Genomic DNA, 18,463 nt, shown 5'->3' with positions numbered 1-18,463 from the left:
TTTACAAGGAGGAGCGACATGTACCGTTATGTCAGTTCGCCAAAAGCATCGAAGTACATAGTGCCACCACCACAGCATCGAGAGTTGTCGAGTATCGATGTGCCGGAGTCAGAACTAGAAATGCGTGAAATTCTGAACAATTGGTTTGCCGATGGATTGGCGCCCATCATTCAGAATGAAGACAATTACATCTCTGCTAATGAGCAACAGCGCTTTGAGCAGCTCAGCCGCACGGTGGGCGTGCTATTGCGTAATAAAGATTACTACTTTGCCACCAAGCGGATTCTTTCATTGTGGGAGCAAGACTGCTTAGAAACGACTTACGTTAATTATCTGATTTTACGTAGTGAGCGCATACCATACTTCGAATAAGTCCCATTTATCGGCTTAAAATAGTGGTTTACATGGTTTTCTTGGTAACTTTTGATACTTGTATTTAACATTTTTGTAAACATCGTTATATTTAAGGCTCATCGTTGTCAGGAGTTTATGGATGAACCTTACGATATCAGGGAAGTTGCAGCTCAGTTTTGTGCTGCTAGCCGTACTTTTTATGGCATCAGCGGTATTCACGTATCGCAACGTCACCACCGTAGAGCAATACGCCTCTTCGTTACTTAAATCCGATTTACCGACCGTCGACACCAGTCGCGGTATCCAACAGTCCGTTCAAGCGTCGCTGTCTTCTATTCGAGCCTACATGTTGCTAGGTGGCGATGAAGAGGCGAGTGCACGTCTGAGTGAGGACGTGCGCAATATCATGGCATCTACAGACGAGTCGCTTCCAACGTTGCAGGCTTTGATCTCTGAACAGGATTTTCAAGCGATTCAAACCCAGTGGGATGCGGTAAAAGTCTCTCTAAACAAGTTGATTGAGCTCAGTCACAGTGATGAGAACTTACCCGCGCATAACCTCTTTATTAACGAAGCGGCACCCATTGCCGAAGTGGCACTTGATCAGCTTCAAAGCTTAATCAATGAAGAGTCAGGAAACCCATTTGGTGGAGACAGAAAGCGTCTGTTTAAAGTTTACGCCGACAGTTATACCTCCCTCGCCAATGCACTGTCTGCTCTGCGAGATTTCCTGTTGTACGGGCAGCAAGATCATCTGGACAAATACCACGACTTGATTAAGTACCACAATCAGTCTGTGGCGGAAATCGACAGTAAACTCGACAGACTGACTGATAACGACCAATCACTGTGGTCACTGTTTAAGGAAATGCAGCAACTGTACTTTCCTTTAGCAGAGCAGGTAATTGCATTGCGTCAGTCGCCAGAATGGAACGAATCAAACTTGCTGATGGCGAATGAACTGTTGCCAGCAGCGGATGCCCTAGACCAAAGTTTAGAAACGATCGTATTAGCTCAGCAAAGTCGTGCAGATCAAAGCGGACAGGGTATTAATCAGTCGATCAAGAACGTACTGACCACTATGTTGATTGCAGCGGCATTAGTTTTGTTTGCCGCTGTAGCGATTTCAAAATACATGGGCAATACCATTGGTCGCCGAGTGAAAAACTTATCGGAGCGTGCAAAGACGATCGCTTCAGGGGACGTTTCTCAGCCTCCGTTAACTGTTGTTGGGAAAGATGAATTGGCAGACCTTACCGATTCGATTAACCGCATGAACCAATCGTTAGCGAGCATCGTGGCAGGGGTGAGTGAGAAAGCGCACCAAGTGGATACCAGCATGGGGGCTTTATTGGAATCGGCGCAAGTCACTTCATCGAATGTTGAACAGCAACAGACCAGCATTGTTGAAATGGGAAGCCAATTGGATGAAATCGCTTTAGCCGCGCGTAACACTCTAGATCAAGCCAATCAATCGGTGCAGAAGCTTTCTGATTCAAAAGGCGAGATTGAACAAGGTCGCGATGCACTAGAGCAAAACAAAGTCACCATGGAAAGCTTACATGGCAGCATTGAAACCGCGAGCACGCAAGTGACGCAGTTAAGCAAAGAGAGCGAAGCCATTGGTCGAGTGACGGAAGTGATTGAAGGTTTGGCAGAGCAAACTAACTTACTGGCATTGAATGCCGCGATAGAAGCAGCGCGCGCAGGTGACCAAGGGCGAGGCTTTGCGGTTGTGGCGGACGAAGTGCGTATGTTAGCGACTCGCACTACTCAATCGACGACGGAAATCAACGGCATTATCAACGCGATTCAACGCTCGACCAATTCGGTGGTTGAGGAGATTGAACACAGCCAATCACTTGCGGAGCAGGGCGCTGAGCACATTGAAAAAGCGGTAACTCGTTTGCTTGTCACGACCGAGCAAATTGGTTCTTTGAATGAACAAATGGCAGAACTTGCGGCAGCGGCAGAGCAGCAATCTCATGCGACCAATTCGATCACTGGATTGATGTCTGGTATTACTCAATCAGTGGATGAGGTTTCGAATAACAGCCAACGCGCATCAGAGACATCATTGCAAGTAAAAGAGCAAGTTACCGAGCTGAATCAACAGATGGCAACTTTTAAAACGGCGTAGATAAGATTTACGTCTGTTCATCTACTTTTGAACGCTAACCAAATAGTAAAAAAGCCCCAACCCTTTTTACACAAAAAGGGTTGGGGCTTTTTGTTGGATGATACGCCGATATTCGTCTACTTGCTCATTGGATTTGGCTATTTAAATCATAGCTAAAACCAAATTCTCTTCGCCGAGCCGGAGTCGTAATATGACTCCATCGGCAGCAAATACTGCAAAAGAATTTTTAAACTTTATACCAATCCCGGTAAGAGAATCGTTCGTTACTACGATTGGTATCATCCTTCTAGGAGCAAGATTATGAACAAACAAGTAAGCCTAATTGGTCTAGACAGCGAACAATCAGCACAACTAGCTCAACAGCTCAATCAACTGCTAGCGCATTACCAAGTGTTGTACATGAACTCTCGCGGTTACCACTGGAACATTAAAGGTGCGCAATTCTTCGAACTGCACGTAAAATTTGAAGAGATTTACACTGATCTACAAACAAAAATCGATGAGCTTGCAGAGCGTATTCTAACTTTGGGTCACACGCCAGCGCACGCATTCAGCAACTACTTGGAAGCAAGTGAAATTAAAGAACATCAAAACGCGACTTCTGGTGAGGAGTGTGTACAAGGCCTAGTTCAAGGCTTTAGCGTTCTACTTCTAAAACAGCGTGAGATTCTACAAAACGCGGGTGAAGCAGATGACGAAGGTACAGCGGCATTGATGGGTGACTACATCCGTGAGCAAGAAAAATTAATGTGGATGCTTAACGCTTACCTACAAGGCTAAGCAGCGCATCACCCAAGCAATCCTTGGGAACGCATGAAACAATCTGGAATAAGTCATAAGGGGCACGTTGGTGCCCCTTTTTTTTGTGTGCGTGTTTTATGTGTGTGCTTTATTTGCGTGGTAAGGATTCGAAACGGCTCAATAAATCGCTGAGTTCATTAAGCGCCAACGAGGCTGAGTCATTGAAAGTTTCTTGACTACCATGATGCACAAGACAAGAGGGCATCTGCGCGTTATACGCTGCCTGCAAGTCGTAAAGGTAATCGCCGACATAAAGCACTTCGTCCGGCATCAAACGCCACTCTTTCGCTAATACCTGCAGAGACAAAGGGTCTGGCTTGGGCGGGAAGCATTCACGAGTGATGACTCGTTCCACTGAGATTTGGTTGTGTTCTAGTTTGCGCTGCGTGGCGATTTGGCAGTTGCGCGTCACGATAGCGGTTTTGATTTCATTTTGATGCAAGTGGGCGAGCAATTCATGGCAGCCAATCATTGGAGCAGACTGCTCAGCATCAGAAATCTCGTAATCAAATATCACGTTATGAGCGTGCTCTCGATGATGAGGATGCTCAAGTGCGTCGACAAAATCCAATAGATCTTCACTTTGCGGACAACCTAGCTGTTGTCGCAATTCTCCGAAGTTCATATCAGAACTCACCAAGGTGTTGTCTAAATCAAACACCACGGCTTTAATTTTATCGAGCTGTAAAGGGAATGGAATCATAATGACCTCGTACAACTTAACCGAACTATCGTTTTAAAAAACAAAAGGTTATTGTTAAGTTTAGATTCTTCTGCTTAGATTGTACGAAAATAAATCACTAGTACGTCACAAATCAAATAGTCTTAATGATTTTAGTGTTTGATTACCTTTCCTCAAGACGAAATATTTTGCCGCTGTCGGTAGAAAAATAGATATAACCATCGGGGCTGATGGTTATATCTCTTATTCGCTCACCAAGATTCTCCATTAATCTTTTTGATTCGGTAAGGTTGCCATTATCAATAGAAACCACGTTGATGTGCGCCAGTTTCAATGCGCCTGCGAGGATTTTTCCGTCCAATTCTGGGTATTTATCACCACGGTACAAAATCATATTACTGGGCGCGATAGAAGGGACGTATACCAGCTTGGGATCTTCCATTCCCGGTAACGACTTAGCTTCCCCAACGTCCAACGGCCCCCAATATTCTTTACCATGAGAGACTTTAGCCCAGCCGTAGTTCGCGCCTTTCTTGATTAGATTAATTTCATCGCCGCCGCGTGGTCCATGTTCAATAGACCACAGCTGTTTTGTTGCTTCGTCGTAAAACATACCTTGTGGGTTGCGGTGCCCGTAACTCCATATCTCAGGACGAGCTTCGGAAGGTTTGAATGGGTTGTCTTGCGGAACCGAACCATCAAGGTTAAGGCGCACAATACTACCAGCATGGGTTTGACTGTCTTGCCCATTATCACGTTCGCCACGGTCACCGATTGAGAAGTAAACTTTATCGTCTACAAATGAAATTCGACTGCCGTAGTGACGCCCTGTGTCGGTGATGGCATCAGCAACAAAGAGATCGTTCCAACCCACAAGTTGATTGTTTTGCAATTGCGCCGTCGCTAACGCCACCGTATTGCCTTTACTTGTGCGCTTGCTGTAGGTAAAGAAGAGTTGCGGGTTTTGCGTATCGGCATTCGGTGCGAGCGCAACATCCAATAAGCCGGCTTGTCCACTGGTGTTCACATCGGGGACGTTAAACAGCTTTTGAGGTTTGCCTGTGGTGATATCCAGCAACGAAACCGTACCGTTCTTTTGATTGACGATAACGCGTTGATTATCTAAGAACTCGATCCCCCAAGGGATCTGAAATCCACTCGCCACTTCGTTGGCGCGGTATTCGGCAGTGTTGGCAGAAAAGGATAAACAAGCGAGTAGGGTAGCAGCAATCGTTCTCATGGTTCCTTCCAATATGAATCGTGTTAATACTTAAAAGCTAACACTAAAAGACTATGTTTGGCAGAGATTCACTTGTATATGAATGTAAAAAATCCCCGATACGAGATCGGGGATTGAATTAAGGCTAGAGAATTGTTTATGTAGCGAGATTACATCGCTTCTTCGAAGATCTTAGAGATTTCTTCGTGAGTTGCTTGTTTAGGGTTAGTGAAACCACAAGCGTCTTTCAGTGCGTTGTCTGCTAGTGTTGGGATGTCTTCTAGTTTCGCACCAAGCTCTTTAATACCTGCTGGGATACCCACATCTTTCGCTAGAGTAACGATAGCGTCGATTGCTGCCGCTGCACCTTCTTCAGCAGACATGCCTTCTACGTTTACGCCCATTGCTTTTGCTACGTCACGTAGACGCTCAGGACATACTTGCGCGTTGTAACGCTGTACGTGAGGTAGAAGAATCGCGTTACAAACACCGTGTGGAAGGTCGTAGAAACCACCTAGCTGGTGTGCCATTGCGTGTACGTAACCTAGAGAAGCGTTGTTGAACGCCATACCCGCCATGAACTGTGCGTATGCCATTTGTTCACGAGCTTCTAGATCTTCACCGTTTTTCACTGCTGTGCGTAGGTAAGCTTGGATAAGCTCAATCGCTTTGATTGCTACTGCATCAGTGATTGGTGTTGCCGCGATAGATACGTAAGCTTCAATCGCGTGAGTTAGGGCATCCATACCTGTTGCCGCAGTTAGCGAAGCAGGTTTAGCGAGCATTAGCTCTGGATCGTTTACCGAGATAAGCGGTGTTGTGTGCTTATCAACGATAGCCATCTTAATGTGACGCTCTTCGTCAGTGATGATGCAGAAACGCGTCATTTCAGATGCAGTACCCGCCGTCGTGTTGATCGCGATAAGTGGCATCATTGGTTTTGCAGATTGGTCTACGCCTTCGTAATCTGCGATTTTGCCGCCGTTAGAAGCAACAAGCGCGATACCTTTCGCACAGTCGTGTGGTGAACCGCCGCCTAGAGAGATAACGAAGTCACATTCGTTATCAGTAAGAAGTGCTAAGCCGTCGTTAACGTTGCTGATAGTTGGATTTGGTTGAGTGCCATCAAACACAACGGTTGCTACATCGCGCTCAGTGAGAAGGTCTTGAACTTGTTTGACTACACCGATTTGGTTAAGGATCTTATCCGTAACGATCAAACCTTTTTTAAAGCCTTGAGATTGGATGCTGTCTGCTGCGTCTTTCAAACAACCAGCGCCCATTAGGTTTACCGTAGGGATAAAAAATGCACTTGTCATATTGGATAGCTCCGTCGTTATTTTTAATAATCTTTCTTAATTTGCCATTTACTGTCGCACATTCGTTTCCAGATTGAAGTTGATCTAAAGCAAGTTTACCCACTTAGAGGTACTTGCAAGAGAAAAACTGTGACAGTGATCTTGTTGCACTGCGTATAAGTGCAACACTGATATAAAGTAGAACAAATATGAAACTATGGACGCAAACGATTGGCAGAAATTGACTTCTGACGCGGATATATCTCTAAATTCGACTAAAGTATAAAAAATTCCCATTAATAACTTAATTATCAATGGGGATAGGGAAGTGTTTTATAAGCTAACTACTAATAATTAAGCTATTTTAATCAGTTTTGATACTAACTTTTCGATACCTGAAGCCGCTTGAGAGATATTCTCTGCCAACATGTAAGCAGGGGTTGAAAGTACGAGGTGTTTTTCATCAAAAACGATGTCTTCGACAGGGCACGTGGTGTGTTCACCGCCCATTTGATTAAATGCTATTGAGACTGCCTCATCGTTGCCTACCGTTCCTTTCACGCCTTGCTCATAAATCATCGGAATAATGACAGGAGAAATACACAGATAGCCAGCTGGTTTTTTCGCATTAGCAAACGCGCGACAAGCTTGAGCTACGTGTGTGTTAATGGAGCACTCTGCACCTGAAACGGCGAAGTCGGTTAAGTTTTTCGCGGCACCAAACCCACCTGGAAGCAGTAGGGCATCGTATTCATCGACGTTAAGTTTGGCGACATCGTCAATATTTCCGCGTGCAATACGAGCTGATTCGATCAATACGTTACGTGTTTCATCCATTTCGTCACCAGTTAGGTGATTGATGACGTGGAGTTGGTCAATGTTAGGTGCAAAGCAGTGCCAAGTTGCACCTGCCTTCTCGATGGCGTAGAGCGCCAACACTGCTTCGTGGATCTCAGAACCGTCGTAAACGCCTGAACCACTTAAAATGACTGCGACTTTTTTCATGTTTGGATTCCTTTACTCTGAACGTTCCTTAGATTGCTCTTCGCTATCTAGACCATGCGTTTCCGAATGTGTTTTAACGTTTTCACTCTCGTTGTCATCTTCATCATAGTAGCGCACAACAAAGGGTGTAAGCATAACACTAGAGGGCAGAAAATGTTTCATATCGACTCCAACGGCTTAATAGAATGATTTTTATACTGATTTTTATAAAACAGTACGTTGAACCTGATCATTTTTGAGTTAAGCTGACGTTTCCTTTGGCATTCGTGAGTGGTAGGTCACATGAAATCAGTGCAATTTCGTTTCACACTTTATGGTTGTATCGCGATTCTCTCTTGGAGTTGTCTGCTTGGCATCGCGAGGTTGGTTACGGAGAGTTTAGGTCCTGTAGGCGGGGCAGCCATGTTGTACTCTCTTAGCTCTGTTTTCCTTCTTATCGTGGTCGGTATTCCAAAGTTGTCTTACTTTTCTCCCAAGTATCTTGCGCTTGGTGGTGCGATGTTCGTCTGTTATGAAATATTTCTCGCTCTATCTTTGGGATATTCCAACTCGCGCGCGCAGGCAATTGAGGTGTCGATTGTCAATTACCTTTGGCCCGCACTGACGGTTTTATTTGCGGTCCTTGGCAGCAATAAAAAAACAAACTGGTTGCTTTATCCCGCAGTTACGCTGGCGTTTGTTGGGGTTGCTTGGACTGTGAGCGGTGAGAATGGCTTATCCATAACTCAGATCATGTCCAATGTTAGTAGTAACCCTCTGGTGTATTTTATGGCTTTCGCTGGCGCGGTTATATGGGCTTTTTATTGCAACTTAACCCAAAGGCAGCAATCTAAACATAATGCGATTACCCTGTTTTTTATTGCAACAGCTGTTTCGCTTTGGGTCAAATACGCGTTTACGGATGAGCCACCAATGACATTCAGTTGGGAAGCGATGGGGTACTTAGTGGCCTCTGCGGCTTTAATGGCTGGTGGTTATGGTTTATGGAATATCGCGATCGTTGGCGGCAATATGGTTTTTCTCGCCACCTTGTCTTACTTCACACCCATTTTTTCCGCTTTATTTTCTTCCATTATTCTTGGCGTAACTCTGAGCCATAGCTTTTGGCAGGGCGTTGTGATGGTAACGGTGGGCTCGCTGATGTGTTGGTTAGTCACCAAAGAGAAGCGCGAAGCGGCTGGGTAAGTTACCAACGAGATCAGAGAATTTAAGTGAGCAACGAACAGATCTCCCTTGCGAGCTGTATTCGAATACGAAGAAACTAAATCGAAAAAATTAAAAAAGCTCCCGAGATTGGGAGCTTTTTATTGAGTTTTAACGGCTCTTTGGTGGCACTCTAATAAGCGACGTTCAAGTGTAGTTGAAGCTTGAATCTGTGCTTCGACAGTCGCTTGATAAGCTGCTTACGAGTGTGCTCTAGTGTATCAAGCTCCAATGTGTCGTCATCAATATGTACGTCCACATTTACTCGTAGCTCTTGGCCCACCTTCGTTACGCCAGCCAGTTTCAATTGATGCTCAGTTACTTTTTCAATCTCAAGAACATCTTTGCCAACGCTCTGACACAGCTCTTTGCTTGGTGCCATCATTAGTAGTTCACGTAAGGCACCTACTAGCATATCGAACGGTACTTTGAGGAAGTAAAAGCCCATTAAAACCATCATCATGGGGTCGGCATATACCGCATACTCAGAGAATGGCGTTAGTGAAACAGCCCAAGCCGAGATAAATCCTACGGTCACCGCCACACTCAACAAAGTATCCATTTGCCACTGTTTTTTCTCCGCTTCAATCAAGCCTGATGAGAAGCGGCGGCTGCGTTTCGCCATAAACCACCAAGCGTAACCACAACCGATAACATTCACGATGCCGAATAAGGTCGCAATAGAAGCATCGACCTCGCGACCTCCAGACATCAATGCTGATATCGCAGAGTAGAGAGAGAAGCTTACAACCACTAAAATGACGGCTGCTTTTATCGCAATAACGATTGGTTCTAAGACCGCTTTTCCAAATGGGAATACAGATTTTGAAGGCTTGTTAATATAGTAAGAAGCGGCCAGTGACAATAAAGTTAACAGTAAGCTGACCAAAGAGTAAACACCGTCAAACACGATGACAATTGATCCTACAAGCAAGCCAAGTACCATACCACCAGCAGCGAACCCAGATGCCAAAAGGGCTGAAATGGTTAGAATACGGTTTTCGTTTTTGCTTGTCCTGTCACACATAAAAGATGCCTTTGAATTTTAATACCTTACTATTCTTCGCTCATAAGGTAATTTAGGCAACCACAAAGTGACCAGTAACTAATCTAAAAAATTGCGTTTTTATTTATATTCCTATAAAACAATGGCTTACTGTTATTTTTTGGTGTCAGTAAAATTGACGCTCACTGATAAAATGTTTAGAAGTCAAATAAATACTCGCTCAATTTATCTGCTAACCACGTCATTGCTGGATGCTCAGTATGGCCGTTAGGTGAAAACATACAGTAGTCTTCTTGCGTCAATCCGTATGTGTGTTTGATAACGGCGAGCTTCTGCTGACGAAGGTAATGGCGGATTAATGGTTCTGGAAGCACGCCCCAAGCGTCTTCTTCTAAGATGGTGTTCAGCATGTAGTCAAAACTCGAAAAACCAATATATCGAGTCGAGAAAGGTTGCAGTTCAGGGTTGTCTTTCTCATTTAGGTACACCATTAGTGCTTGCATCTGACTACGTAGATCTTCGTCTGAGACACGGCGCATCTTACTTAGGCGGTGTTCTACACTGCATACTGACATCATACGTATCTTGCCTAATGGGTTATATACGATACGGGGATCGTCTACTCGCTCATAATCAACGCCGAAAGCAAAATCTACTTGGTGGGTACTGACCAAGTTGGCTAAGTCGCCACTGGATGCCAAGATTAAGTTGAAGGTTGTTGAAGGAAAGCGGTTATTCAATGTATGAGATAATTCTTGCCAGAGATCATCAGGTAAGGAGTCGTCACGTGCTACCCAAACTTCCGCGTTAAACCCTTCCGAGATTTGAGCGCAGGTCTTTCTGACCCGTTGTGCGATGATAAGTAGGTGTTCGCAATCTTTGTAAATGGCTTTCCCAGCTTCAGAGAGGGTGAGCTGGTTGCCAGTTCGGTTAAACAATTCAACGTCGAGATCTTTCTCTAATGCCTTAATCGACATACTGAGTTTGGTACGATTGCAGTCGAGTTGCCTTGCCGCTTCAGAAACAGAACCACACTCAGCGATGGTGCAGAAGGCTTCTACTTGAGTTAAGTTCATGATTTGACACAACCAATAAATGAATTCAAATAATTTGGGTATTATGCAGATGCGCTCCCAAAGCCATGAAAGATTATCGAAAAAAACGCGAATCCGCCAGATAAGTCTATGGTCTTTTAACGGTTTTGCGGTAATCTATGTGGGTTACAAAAAGTGAACATGGAGGCCACGATGGCACAAGATTGGGACGGCTTAGCAAAAAACTGGGAATCAAATCCAGCAACAGAGCAATTTGCGCAGTCGGTGTTTGAGCAGTTACAACAGCTAACTCAGCTTGATGGCATTAAAGTACTAGATTTTGGATGCGGAACAGGGCAGTTAAGTCAACGATTGTCACCGATGGTTAAAGACATCGTAGCATTAGACGCATCGGAAGCCATGATTGAGGAACTCGATAAAAAAGAGCTCGTCAACGTAGAACCTGTGGTAGATGCATTATCTCGCGGCTTGGTTGCTCAGCACCCTGCGTTTCGTGGACAGTTCGACTTGGTGGTTGCATCATCAGTTTTAGCGTTCGTGGAAGACTTAGACGCGTCATTAACGATTCTCGCATTCTCTACTTAACCACGGCGGCTATTTTGTTCATTTTGATTGGATTGCAGAATGTGAACAAGACGGTTTTACCCTTGCGAAGTCTGAGCGTGCACTGAAAGAAGCAGGCTTTACTGAAGTTGAATCGCAACACGTTTTTGACATTGTATCTGACGGTAAAACAATGTCGGTATTAATGGGGCTTGGTCGCCGCTAATACTGCTGAATAAAGAACACAAAATGACAAAAGCGAGCTAACAAGCTCGCTTTTTTCTTATCTGCTGAGGGTATATGTAACTTCACTTGCTCTAAACAAGTCGTCGTGGTGCAGGCAAGGACATACTCGAACAACTAAGTCTTCGGAGGTTATTTTGAGACGACTATCCTGCGTATCTCCTCCAGCACTTCAGGGTTGGCTATTGCGCCGAAATTTTCGACGCTTCGGTTGTTAACGACTTGCTTAACGGCTAACTCGACCAGCTTTCCTGAGCGTGTCTTAGGTATATCGCTTATTGCGTAAATCGCACTAGGTACATGCCTTGGAGAACATGCAGACTTTAGCTGTGCTTTGATGGAAGCGATCATCTCGTCATTGAGCTCTACCCCTTTGACTAATTGGACAAACAGCCATATTTGTTCGTTGCGATCGACTTCTTTTCCTACTGCGATCGAATCTAGAATACCGTCTATACAGTTCACTTGCTGATAGATTTCGGCCGTGCCGATTCTTACGCCACCGGGATTCAACGTGGTATCACTTCGACCATAAAACATGTATCCCCCAACGCTGGTCTGTTCAACATCATCGCCGTGGTGCCAAATATTGTCGAATTTATCCCAATAAGCGCGATGATATCTCTCACCGGTGTCGTTCCAAAAGCCAGCAGGGAAGTTGGGTAATGAATTGGCACAAACCAACTCGCCGCGCTCTCCCATTACGCTATTACCTTGTTGGTTAAAGACTCGGACATCGACCCCTAACCCTGCTGATTGGCACTCTCCCCGATAAACGGGAGAAATAGGGTTGCCTAATACAAAGCAGCCACAAATGTCTGTTCCGCCAGAAATCGAGGCGAGGTGTACATCTTCTTTAATGTGCTGATAGACATAATCAAACTGTTCTGGATACAGAACAGAGCCCGTTGAGCAAATGGTTTTCAGACTTGGAAATGCATCACTTTTCTGCGGAGAAAAAGATGCTTTTTCCAGCGCCTCTAGGTATTTTGCTGAGGTTCCAAACAGCGTCACTTCGGCTCGTTCTGCGAGGTCCCAGAGCACATCATGAGTGGGGTAAACAGGGCTACCATCAAAAATCACCAAACATGCACCGCTCGCGAGTGAAGAAACGTGCCAGTTCCACATCATCCAGCCGCAGGTTGTGTAGTAAAACACTCGGTCGTTCGGTTGAATATCGCAATGCAGTTGATGCTCTTTCAAGTGATTAAGCACCGTTCCGCCGACGGAATGAACGATGCATTTCGGTTTGCCAGTTGTGCCTGAAGAATAGAGCACAAATAGCGGATCGTTAAAATTCACACGAGTAAAAGTCAGCGCTTCGGGGGTGTATTGATTCAGGACGTTTTGCCAATCTTGGGTGCAGACATCGCATTCAAAAATGTGTGGTTTAAGGTAGCTAATTTGGCAAACTTGTTTAAGACCATCAAGATGATCCGCAATATGCTGGTTTTTCTCAGACATATCGAAAGTTTTGCCATTGAATGTATAGCCATCACAAGTAAACAGGATTTTGGGTTTCACTTGACCAAAGCGCTCCAAAACGCTTTCGACGCCAAAATCAGGTGAGGTGGAAGTCCAGGTCGCCCCCAAACTACTGGTTGCTAGCATGGCTACCACCGTTTGAGGTAGGTGAGGTAAATAACCAGCGACGACATCACCTTGCTTAATTCCACATTCTTTCAACCATTGCTGCACAGTCGAAACTTCTTCGCACAATTGTTTCCAGGTGTAGGTCTGTTTTTCTTCACGTTCATTTTCAAACCAAATCGCGAGATCATCGGGTTGGTGACACGCGTAGGTTAGCAAATTTTCGGCGTAGTTAATTTGCGCGTTTGGGAACCATTTTATATCCCTATTTTCAACAGGTTGCTGCCAGCGACTTTCTGCTCGCTCTTTTATGGTCTCTCCCTGAGTGCCAATGACGTCGCAGAATAGCCAAACTTCCTGCCAAAATTTTTCTACATGATCGAGTGACCATTGATGCAGATCAGAGAAGCTTTCAAGGGTATTTCCTTGTCGATTAATGTGTTCAATAAACTGTGTAATGTTGGCTTCTTCGATACGACTTTCGCTCGGTTGCCATACTTTGCTGCTCTCGCGCATAGGTCCCTCTATAACAAAGTGATAACAGGTTTTAGTTTGAGAGGAATACACGATAAAGTCAAACAAGCCAGATATTATATCGTGTCATAAAAATCATGCAGTTACGATGAGTTGTAAACAATATGTTACATCGGGATGATGCTGAGAAAATCGCGCAGGGATTGGAAGCTCTTAAGACTACAGATAGGCTTAATGTAAAGGATTTGTTAATGGAGATGAGCCATGACCCAGTATCGTTCTAAACCCGTAAACCAGGAAGGCAGGGTTGAATGGAGCCGTGAAGAAGACGCCATTTGGCGAGATTTGGTAACACGACAAATGGGTGTGATCCAAAACAGAGCTTGTGAGGCTTATTTACACGGTTTGACGCTGCTTGATTTACCTCAAGACCGCGTTCCTCAGTTGCCAGAAATTAATCGTGTCTTGATGGAGACAACAGGTTGGCAAGTGGAGCCCGTTCCCGCGCTTATTGATTTCGACCGATTTTTTAATCTACTCGGTAATAAGCGCTTTCCAGTCGCCACATTCTTGCGTACAAGAGATGAGTTCGATTACTTACAGGAGCCAGATTTCTTCCACGAAATATTTGGTCATTGCGCGATGTTAACCAACCCAGACTTTGCTGCATTTACCGAGCATTATGGTCAACTAGGGCAAGCCGCTACCCCAAAACAAAGAGCCTATCTCGCTCGCCTCTACTGGTTTACCGTAGAGTTTGGCTTGGTGAAAGAAGGGGACAAAACCAAAATTTACGGTGGTGGTATTCTCTCATCTCCTGGCGAAACCCTCTACGCATTAGAGAGTGATGCAGCAATTCGCGACCCATTTGAATTACAAACAGTGCTGAGAACGCCTTATCGTATCGACATCATGCAACCGAAGTATTACGTGATTGATGACTTTTCTCAGCTCTTTAAAATCAGTCAGTTAAATTTATTGAAACAAGCCGATCTAGCGATTGAAGCTGGACTGCTTCCTCCACTTTTTGAACCAAAGGAACCTGCTCATGTTGAATGAACAAAAATGCGAAGCTTGTAGTATCGATGCCATTGCACTAAGCAAAGAAGAACAACAATCTCTGCTGCTGCAATTGTCTGATTGGCAGATCATTGAAAGAGAAGACATACCTCAACTAGAAAAGGTGTATAAATTTAAGAACTTCAAACAAGCATGGGCTTTCAGTAACAAAATCGCGGAACTGGCAGAAGATGAGTTCCACCATCCTTCTATTTTGTTGGAGTGGGGTAAGGTTACCGTAACGTGGTGGAGTCACTCTATCAAAGGTCTGCATAAAAACGATTTTATCTGCGCATCAAAGTGTGACGCGCTAGCATCGGCAGAGTAGGACATTACCTCATACAAAAAACGCCCGGCTTACGTCGGGCGTTTTGGTTCTAAATGACTTTTACATTACTTTATAGATTGATTCGGAAGACGGATGTCGTGCCCGATACCTCATTGCCAACGACGATAAAATGACCACCGTTACGGGTAAAGTAATTAATGGACTCTGGACCTAAATCGCCTGCTTTTGGATTGTATGTGTCGTTCATGCATTCGCCATCTTCGACTTCTGTACATACTGGCTGATTGTAATCACGGCGGTTTACGTAATGCATAAACTGCGCTTGTTTCGGGTCTGTGATGTCATAAATCATGATACCGCCTTGACGCTCCAAGCCGATAAACGTGTAATGACGACCGTTAATTTGTGCTACTTCAATCGCCTCTGGCTCAATACCTTTATCATCACTTCGGTCATCCCCACTACTATTGTTATCGTTGGTGCTGTTGAAGTTCTTGCCTTCATTCAGCAGCGCGATAGTCGCGAAATCGTCACCACTATCGAAGACCAACTTGCCGTTTTCATCCCAAATCGAGAATGAACGCGCGCCAAATGATTGAACATTCTCTTGTGCAGAAAGCGTTTGTTCCGGCTTAATCACTTTTAAACGCGCGAGTTGTTTGTTGTCTTTTAGTGCCTCTGCCAATGGGTGTTCTGCTGCCACTTTCAGCTTCTTACCGCGCACTTCATCAATATGGCTTAAACAGGTTCCTTGCTCAGATGTATATTCATCTGTACCGAGGTAATCGTCTTCATCCCACATAAAGCCAGCTTTGTCGCACAGTTCTTGAGTGGTTTTGAATCCGTACTCACGCCCGTCGCCTTCATTTGCCGATACGATGTAAGTACTCCCATTCACTGAGTAGCTGTCGATGGTGTCAGGCATAAATAAGCCAACCAGTTGTGGGTAGCTTTTCAAGTTCCCAATGATTTTGTCTTTGTTGGATGCATCGAGTTTAGCGCCCGACCAAGACTTCTCACCTAAGCCAACAATTTTTTCTACCGATTTGCTCTCTGGATTGACGATTGCCATGGCGTTATTTTCTTGTAGCGCGACATAGATTTTACCGTTATCTGCAAAAGTGAGGTATTCAGGCTCTAGATCTTGTGCGACGGTGGCGTTTGGCCCCGAAATACGCACATTCATTGGGAGCTCTGCTTTTCGTGAACCATCAAATTCGTTAAAGCCAATTTGTGTCACTTCTGCTTGAGTAACACCAAGGCTCAGATCGATCAAAGTGATACTACCTTCAGGGTCAATGCTGTAATCGCTGTTTGGTTCTCCTTCATTAGCGGTTGCGATGTATCGGCCATCTTTTGAGAAGCCAACCATGTCTGGCAATGCGCCTGTTGGGAAAGTCGTGACTAATGACAAATCGCCGGAGCGGTACAAGCCAACAATACCATTCGCTTGTTTATTACTGTTTTCAATCGCAACTGCTACCAAACCATTGAATACAGCGACACTGTTTGCTGCGCCAATTTCAATGCCCGCTGCTTCGCCAGCGCTGTTGAGATCAATGAATGCGCTTTGCGTTGGTACGCCGTTGTCATCCATAGACATTACATCGATACGTTTTGCTTGAGCATTCACCACATAGAGCTTATCTGTACAGGCGTCATAACTGACGATTTCAGCTGCCGATGTGTCGAATGGAGCATCAGCAACGGATGTCCCGATAAACGTTAACCCTTGAATTGAAGTTTCCCCAGCAACGGGCGCAGTGGTAGGTTTGCATTGTGTAGCGAATGAAGCCACGGTATCTTCGGGTTGTGATGAACACGCGATGGCAAGTGATGACAATGCGAGTGCACCGATTGCCTTTAAAGGGGTGATCATGATATCTCCTTATCAATCCGATAGGTTGTCAATCAGCATGGGTTTTATGCTGCTGTCCATTTCCGCAACTGGAATGATAGAGCGCTGAATGACGTGTGATTTGGTAAGGCTCTGAATATATGTATGATTGATGACTCTTATATTGGCTTTTTATGAAACTAATGTGTCATCAATATGATGAGGTAGGGATAGAGGAATAATGGAATTAAAATCGTTTTTAGATTTATTGGCAGCGTCACCAGAGCAGGTCGAATTTGAAGCAACGATGGCGGTGATCGAAGATAACTATACGTTTGAGCCAACCGCTTTTGTAAATGGTGAGACACAAAACAATGCAGGCGAGAACAACGGTTCGTGTAAGATCTTCGCTTTCGGTTTGCTAAACAACCTAGACAAAGAAGCGACGCTAGCCTGCTTTGGCCGTTTTTATCGTGAAGATGTATTGCAGCATCCAGAGAACAGCGATCACCAGAATATTCGTAATTTTATGGTGACAGGGTGGGAAGGCATTAAGTTTGAAGCGTCCGCTTTAACCGCTAAATAAACACCAGTCAGAAAACGATGTTCAGTAAGCCAGTCGTATTACGCGACTGGCTTTTTTTCTAGACATTTTCGGCACAAACACAGCTGGTTGGCGCTTGGCTTGGGTAAATCACGGGTTTCAATAGTAAAGCACCAGCATGTCTCTTTGCCTGCGGCGATATCACAATGGGCTTGAGTCCCGCATTCAGGACAACTGTGTGTTGAATCTTCTCCTGCGATTTGTTCGATAATCGCATCTCGTTGGAGATCGGTTTTGTCTTTCCATTGGATGATTTCATCCATCGTTCGGTGACAACCAGAGCATATTCCGGCGTTATTTTTACATGCTGCTCGACAAGGTGACTTCATTGCTTTCTCGTTCTCATTTTTTATGCCGCGTACTCTAGCATAAAGCGAGTCAAGGCCGCCAAAAATAAACGTGACTGCGATTTGCTGGTGAGGAGGGAGAACCAGTGTTACCCTTGGACGAGTTACCTTAACTCTCTGTCACTTATGTTAGAAAAAGAAAACCTCATTAAACTCGCTAGAATGCAAATGCCATTTGGGAAATATGCAGGGCGAGTGTTGATCGACCTGCCTGAAGAATACTTACTGTGGTTTGATAAAAAGGGCTGGCCAAGCGGCGAGCTAGGGGATTTGCTCAAGCTATGTTTAGCGCTCAAAATTGAAGGCTTAGATAGTGTCGTGAAGCCTTTGAAGCGTATGTAACTAGCCACAGAAACTCCCACTCTTGATGAAAAGACTTATTATGAATTTTGATATCGATGCACTGAAACACCACCAATTGGTCGAAGATGGTAAATTAGAGGGATGTTACATTCATCAGCCAGCTCAAGGTAGCCAGCAAGATGACAAAGCTGTTTTGGCAGAGCGCCAAGCGTTGGAAAAGTTGGGATATAAGGTAATACAGGTTAAAGCTAAAGGCGGGACAACAACGTTTGCCGAGGCGATGCAAAAGCTAGCGAAGGAAACTGGTCACCTGCCTAAGGAGTAAGTGAGTGTAACCTGCCACAGCCTTACAAGTTCTCCCACCAGACTATTTTTTCATTCAAAAGAGCCAGACCGTTAGGCTGACTCTTT

Annotated in this window: 19 protein-coding genes and 1 pseudogene; 10 read left to right on the top strand and 10 right to left on the bottom strand. The window is 44.8% G+C overall.

All coding sequences use genetic code 11. The features are described 5' to 3' along the window. The first annotated feature begins 18 nt into the window (after positions 1-18). From UQW94_RS03020 to UQW94_RS03010, 3 genes are all read left to right on the top strand, one after another. Positions 19-372, top strand: coding sequence for a hypothetical protein (locus tag UQW94_RS03020; RefSeq protein ID WP_005375589.1), 354 nt, complete (start codon positions 19-21; stop codon positions 370-372). 121 nt (positions 373-493) lie between these two features. After that, positions 494-2,494, top strand: coding sequence for a HAMP domain-containing methyl-accepting chemotaxis protein (locus tag UQW94_RS03015; RefSeq protein ID WP_151515434.1), 2,001 nt, complete (start codon positions 494-496; stop codon positions 2,492-2,494). 300 nt (positions 2,495-2,794) lie between these two features. Next, positions 2,795-3,274 carry a Dps family protein gene (locus UQW94_RS03010; protein WP_005388254.1) on the top strand — a complete coding sequence of 160 codons (480 nt, stop codon included), beginning with the start codon at positions 2,795-2,797 and terminating at the stop codon, positions 3,272-3,274. Between the two features lie 109 nt (positions 3,275-3,383). Here UQW94_RS03010 and UQW94_RS03005 read toward each other — a convergent pair whose 3' ends face one another. The 5 genes from UQW94_RS03005 to UQW94_RS02985 form a co-directional block, all read right to left on the bottom strand. After that, positions 3,384-3,998 carry an HAD family hydrolase gene (locus UQW94_RS03005; protein WP_226084052.1) on the bottom strand — a complete coding sequence of 205 codons (615 nt, stop codon included), beginning with the start codon at positions 3,996-3,998 and terminating at the stop codon, positions 3,384-3,386. A gap of 142 nt (positions 3,999-4,140) precedes the next feature. Then, positions 4,141-5,217 carry a PQQ-dependent sugar dehydrogenase gene (locus UQW94_RS03000; protein WP_005375583.1) on the bottom strand — a complete coding sequence of 359 codons (1,077 nt, stop codon included), beginning with the start codon at positions 5,215-5,217 and terminating at the stop codon, positions 4,141-4,143. A 149-nt stretch (positions 5,218-5,366) separates the two neighbouring features. Then, a complete protein-coding gene (yiaY, locus tag UQW94_RS02995) occupies positions 5,367-6,515 on the bottom strand; it encodes an L-threonine dehydrogenase (protein WP_005388247.1) in 1,149 nt (382 codons plus the stop codon). A gap of 333 nt (positions 6,516-6,848) precedes the next feature. Continuing rightward, on the bottom strand, positions 6,849-7,499 hold the full coding sequence (gene elbB / locus UQW94_RS02990) for an isoprenoid biosynthesis glyoxalase ElbB (RefSeq protein WP_017634378.1): 651 nt from the start codon (positions 7,497-7,499) through the stop codon (positions 6,849-6,851). A gap of 12 nt (positions 7,500-7,511) precedes the next feature. Next, positions 7,512-7,661 carry a hypothetical protein gene (locus UQW94_RS02985; protein ID WP_017634379.1) on the bottom strand — a complete coding sequence of 50 codons (150 nt, stop codon included), beginning with the start codon at positions 7,659-7,661 and terminating at the stop codon, positions 7,512-7,514. A 120-nt stretch (positions 7,662-7,781) separates the two neighbouring features. Here UQW94_RS02985 and yddG point away from each other — a divergent pair, with 120 nt between their 5' ends. Then, positions 7,782-8,684, top strand: a complete 903-nt coding sequence (gene yddG, locus UQW94_RS02980) for an aromatic amino acid DMT transporter YddG (protein ID WP_005389394.1) — start codon at positions 7,782-7,784, stop codon at positions 8,682-8,684. Between the two features lie 151 nt (positions 8,685-8,835). On the opposite strand, the gene UQW94_RS02975 is transcribed toward yddG, so the two are convergent. Both UQW94_RS02975 and UQW94_RS02970 read right to left on the bottom strand, forming a co-directional pair. After that, positions 8,836-9,729 carry a cation diffusion facilitator family transporter gene (locus UQW94_RS02975; protein WP_053303754.1) on the bottom strand — a complete coding sequence of 298 codons (894 nt, stop codon included), beginning with the start codon at positions 9,727-9,729 and terminating at the stop codon, positions 8,836-8,838. Between the two features lie 176 nt (positions 9,730-9,905). Next, positions 9,906-10,784, bottom strand: a complete 879-nt coding sequence (locus UQW94_RS02970; RefSeq protein WP_005375568.1) for a LysR family transcriptional regulator — start codon at positions 10,782-10,784, stop codon at positions 9,906-9,908. A gap of 108 nt (positions 10,785-10,892) precedes the next feature. Here UQW94_RS02970 and UQW94_RS02965 point away from each other — a divergent pair. Continuing rightward, positions 10,893-11,532, top strand: a pseudogene (locus UQW94_RS02965) (class I SAM-dependent DNA methyltransferase). Positions 11,533-11,681: 149 nt separating this feature from the next. Here UQW94_RS02965 and UQW94_RS02960 read toward each other — a convergent pair. Further along, complete coding sequence (locus UQW94_RS02960) at positions 11,682-13,655, bottom strand: acetoacetate--CoA ligase (RefSeq protein WP_322141986.1); 1,974 nt, start codon at positions 13,653-13,655, stop codon at positions 11,682-11,684. Positions 13,656-13,877: 222 nt separating this feature from the next. Here UQW94_RS02960 and phhA point away from each other — a divergent pair, with 222 nt between their 5' ends. Both phhA and UQW94_RS02950 read left to right on the top strand, forming a co-directional pair. Next, entirely contained in the window at positions 13,878-14,672 is a 795-nt protein-coding gene (phhA, locus tag UQW94_RS02955; protein ID WP_005375564.1) for a phenylalanine 4-monooxygenase, read from the top strand. Next, positions 14,662-15,000 carry a 4a-hydroxytetrahydrobiopterin dehydratase gene (locus UQW94_RS02950; protein ID WP_005375563.1) on the top strand — a complete coding sequence of 113 codons (339 nt, stop codon included), beginning with the start codon at positions 14,662-14,664 and terminating at the stop codon, positions 14,998-15,000. The genes phhA and UQW94_RS02950 overlap by 11 nt, the downstream gene beginning before the upstream one ends. A gap of 70 nt (positions 15,001-15,070) precedes the next feature. Here UQW94_RS02950 and UQW94_RS02945 read toward each other — a convergent pair whose 3' ends face one another. Further along, on the bottom strand, positions 15,071-16,840 hold the full coding sequence (locus UQW94_RS02945) for a choice-of-anchor I family protein (protein WP_318133080.1): 1,770 nt from the start codon (positions 16,838-16,840) through the stop codon (positions 15,071-15,073). Between the two features lie 199 nt (positions 16,841-17,039). Between UQW94_RS02945 and UQW94_RS02940 the strand changes: the two genes are divergently transcribed. Then, positions 17,040-17,384, top strand: coding sequence for a HopJ type III effector protein (locus UQW94_RS02940; protein WP_005375560.1), 345 nt, complete (start codon positions 17,040-17,042; stop codon positions 17,382-17,384). Between the two features lie 38 nt (positions 17,385-17,422). Here UQW94_RS02940 and UQW94_RS02935 read toward each other — a convergent pair whose 3' ends face one another. Next, positions 17,423-17,731, bottom strand: coding sequence for a cysteine-rich CWC family protein (locus UQW94_RS02935; RefSeq protein ID WP_080276966.1), 309 nt, complete (start codon positions 17,729-17,731; stop codon positions 17,423-17,425). A 144-nt stretch (positions 17,732-17,875) separates the two neighbouring features. Here UQW94_RS02935 and UQW94_RS02930 point away from each other — a divergent pair, with 144 nt between their 5' ends. Continuing rightward, the gene (locus tag UQW94_RS02930; protein ID WP_005375557.1) at positions 17,876-18,091 is read left to right on the top strand and encodes a DUF3820 family protein; all 216 of its coding nucleotides are present in this window, start codon (positions 17,876-17,878) and stop codon (positions 18,089-18,091) included. A 40-nt stretch (positions 18,092-18,131) separates the two neighbouring features. Then, a complete protein-coding gene (locus tag UQW94_RS02925; RefSeq protein WP_017821096.1) occupies positions 18,132-18,377 on the top strand; it encodes a hypothetical protein in 246 nt (81 codons plus the stop codon). Positions 18,378-18,463: the final 86 nt, after the last annotated feature.

Origin of the sequence: Vibrio sp. PBL-C16 (assembly GCF_034321865.1) — a bacterium.
In the GTDB taxonomy this organism is placed as follows: domain Bacteria; phylum Pseudomonadota; class Gammaproteobacteria; order Enterobacterales; family Vibrionaceae; genus Vibrio; species Vibrio alginolyticus.
This window is presented reverse-complemented; position numbering and strand designations above follow the sequence as displayed.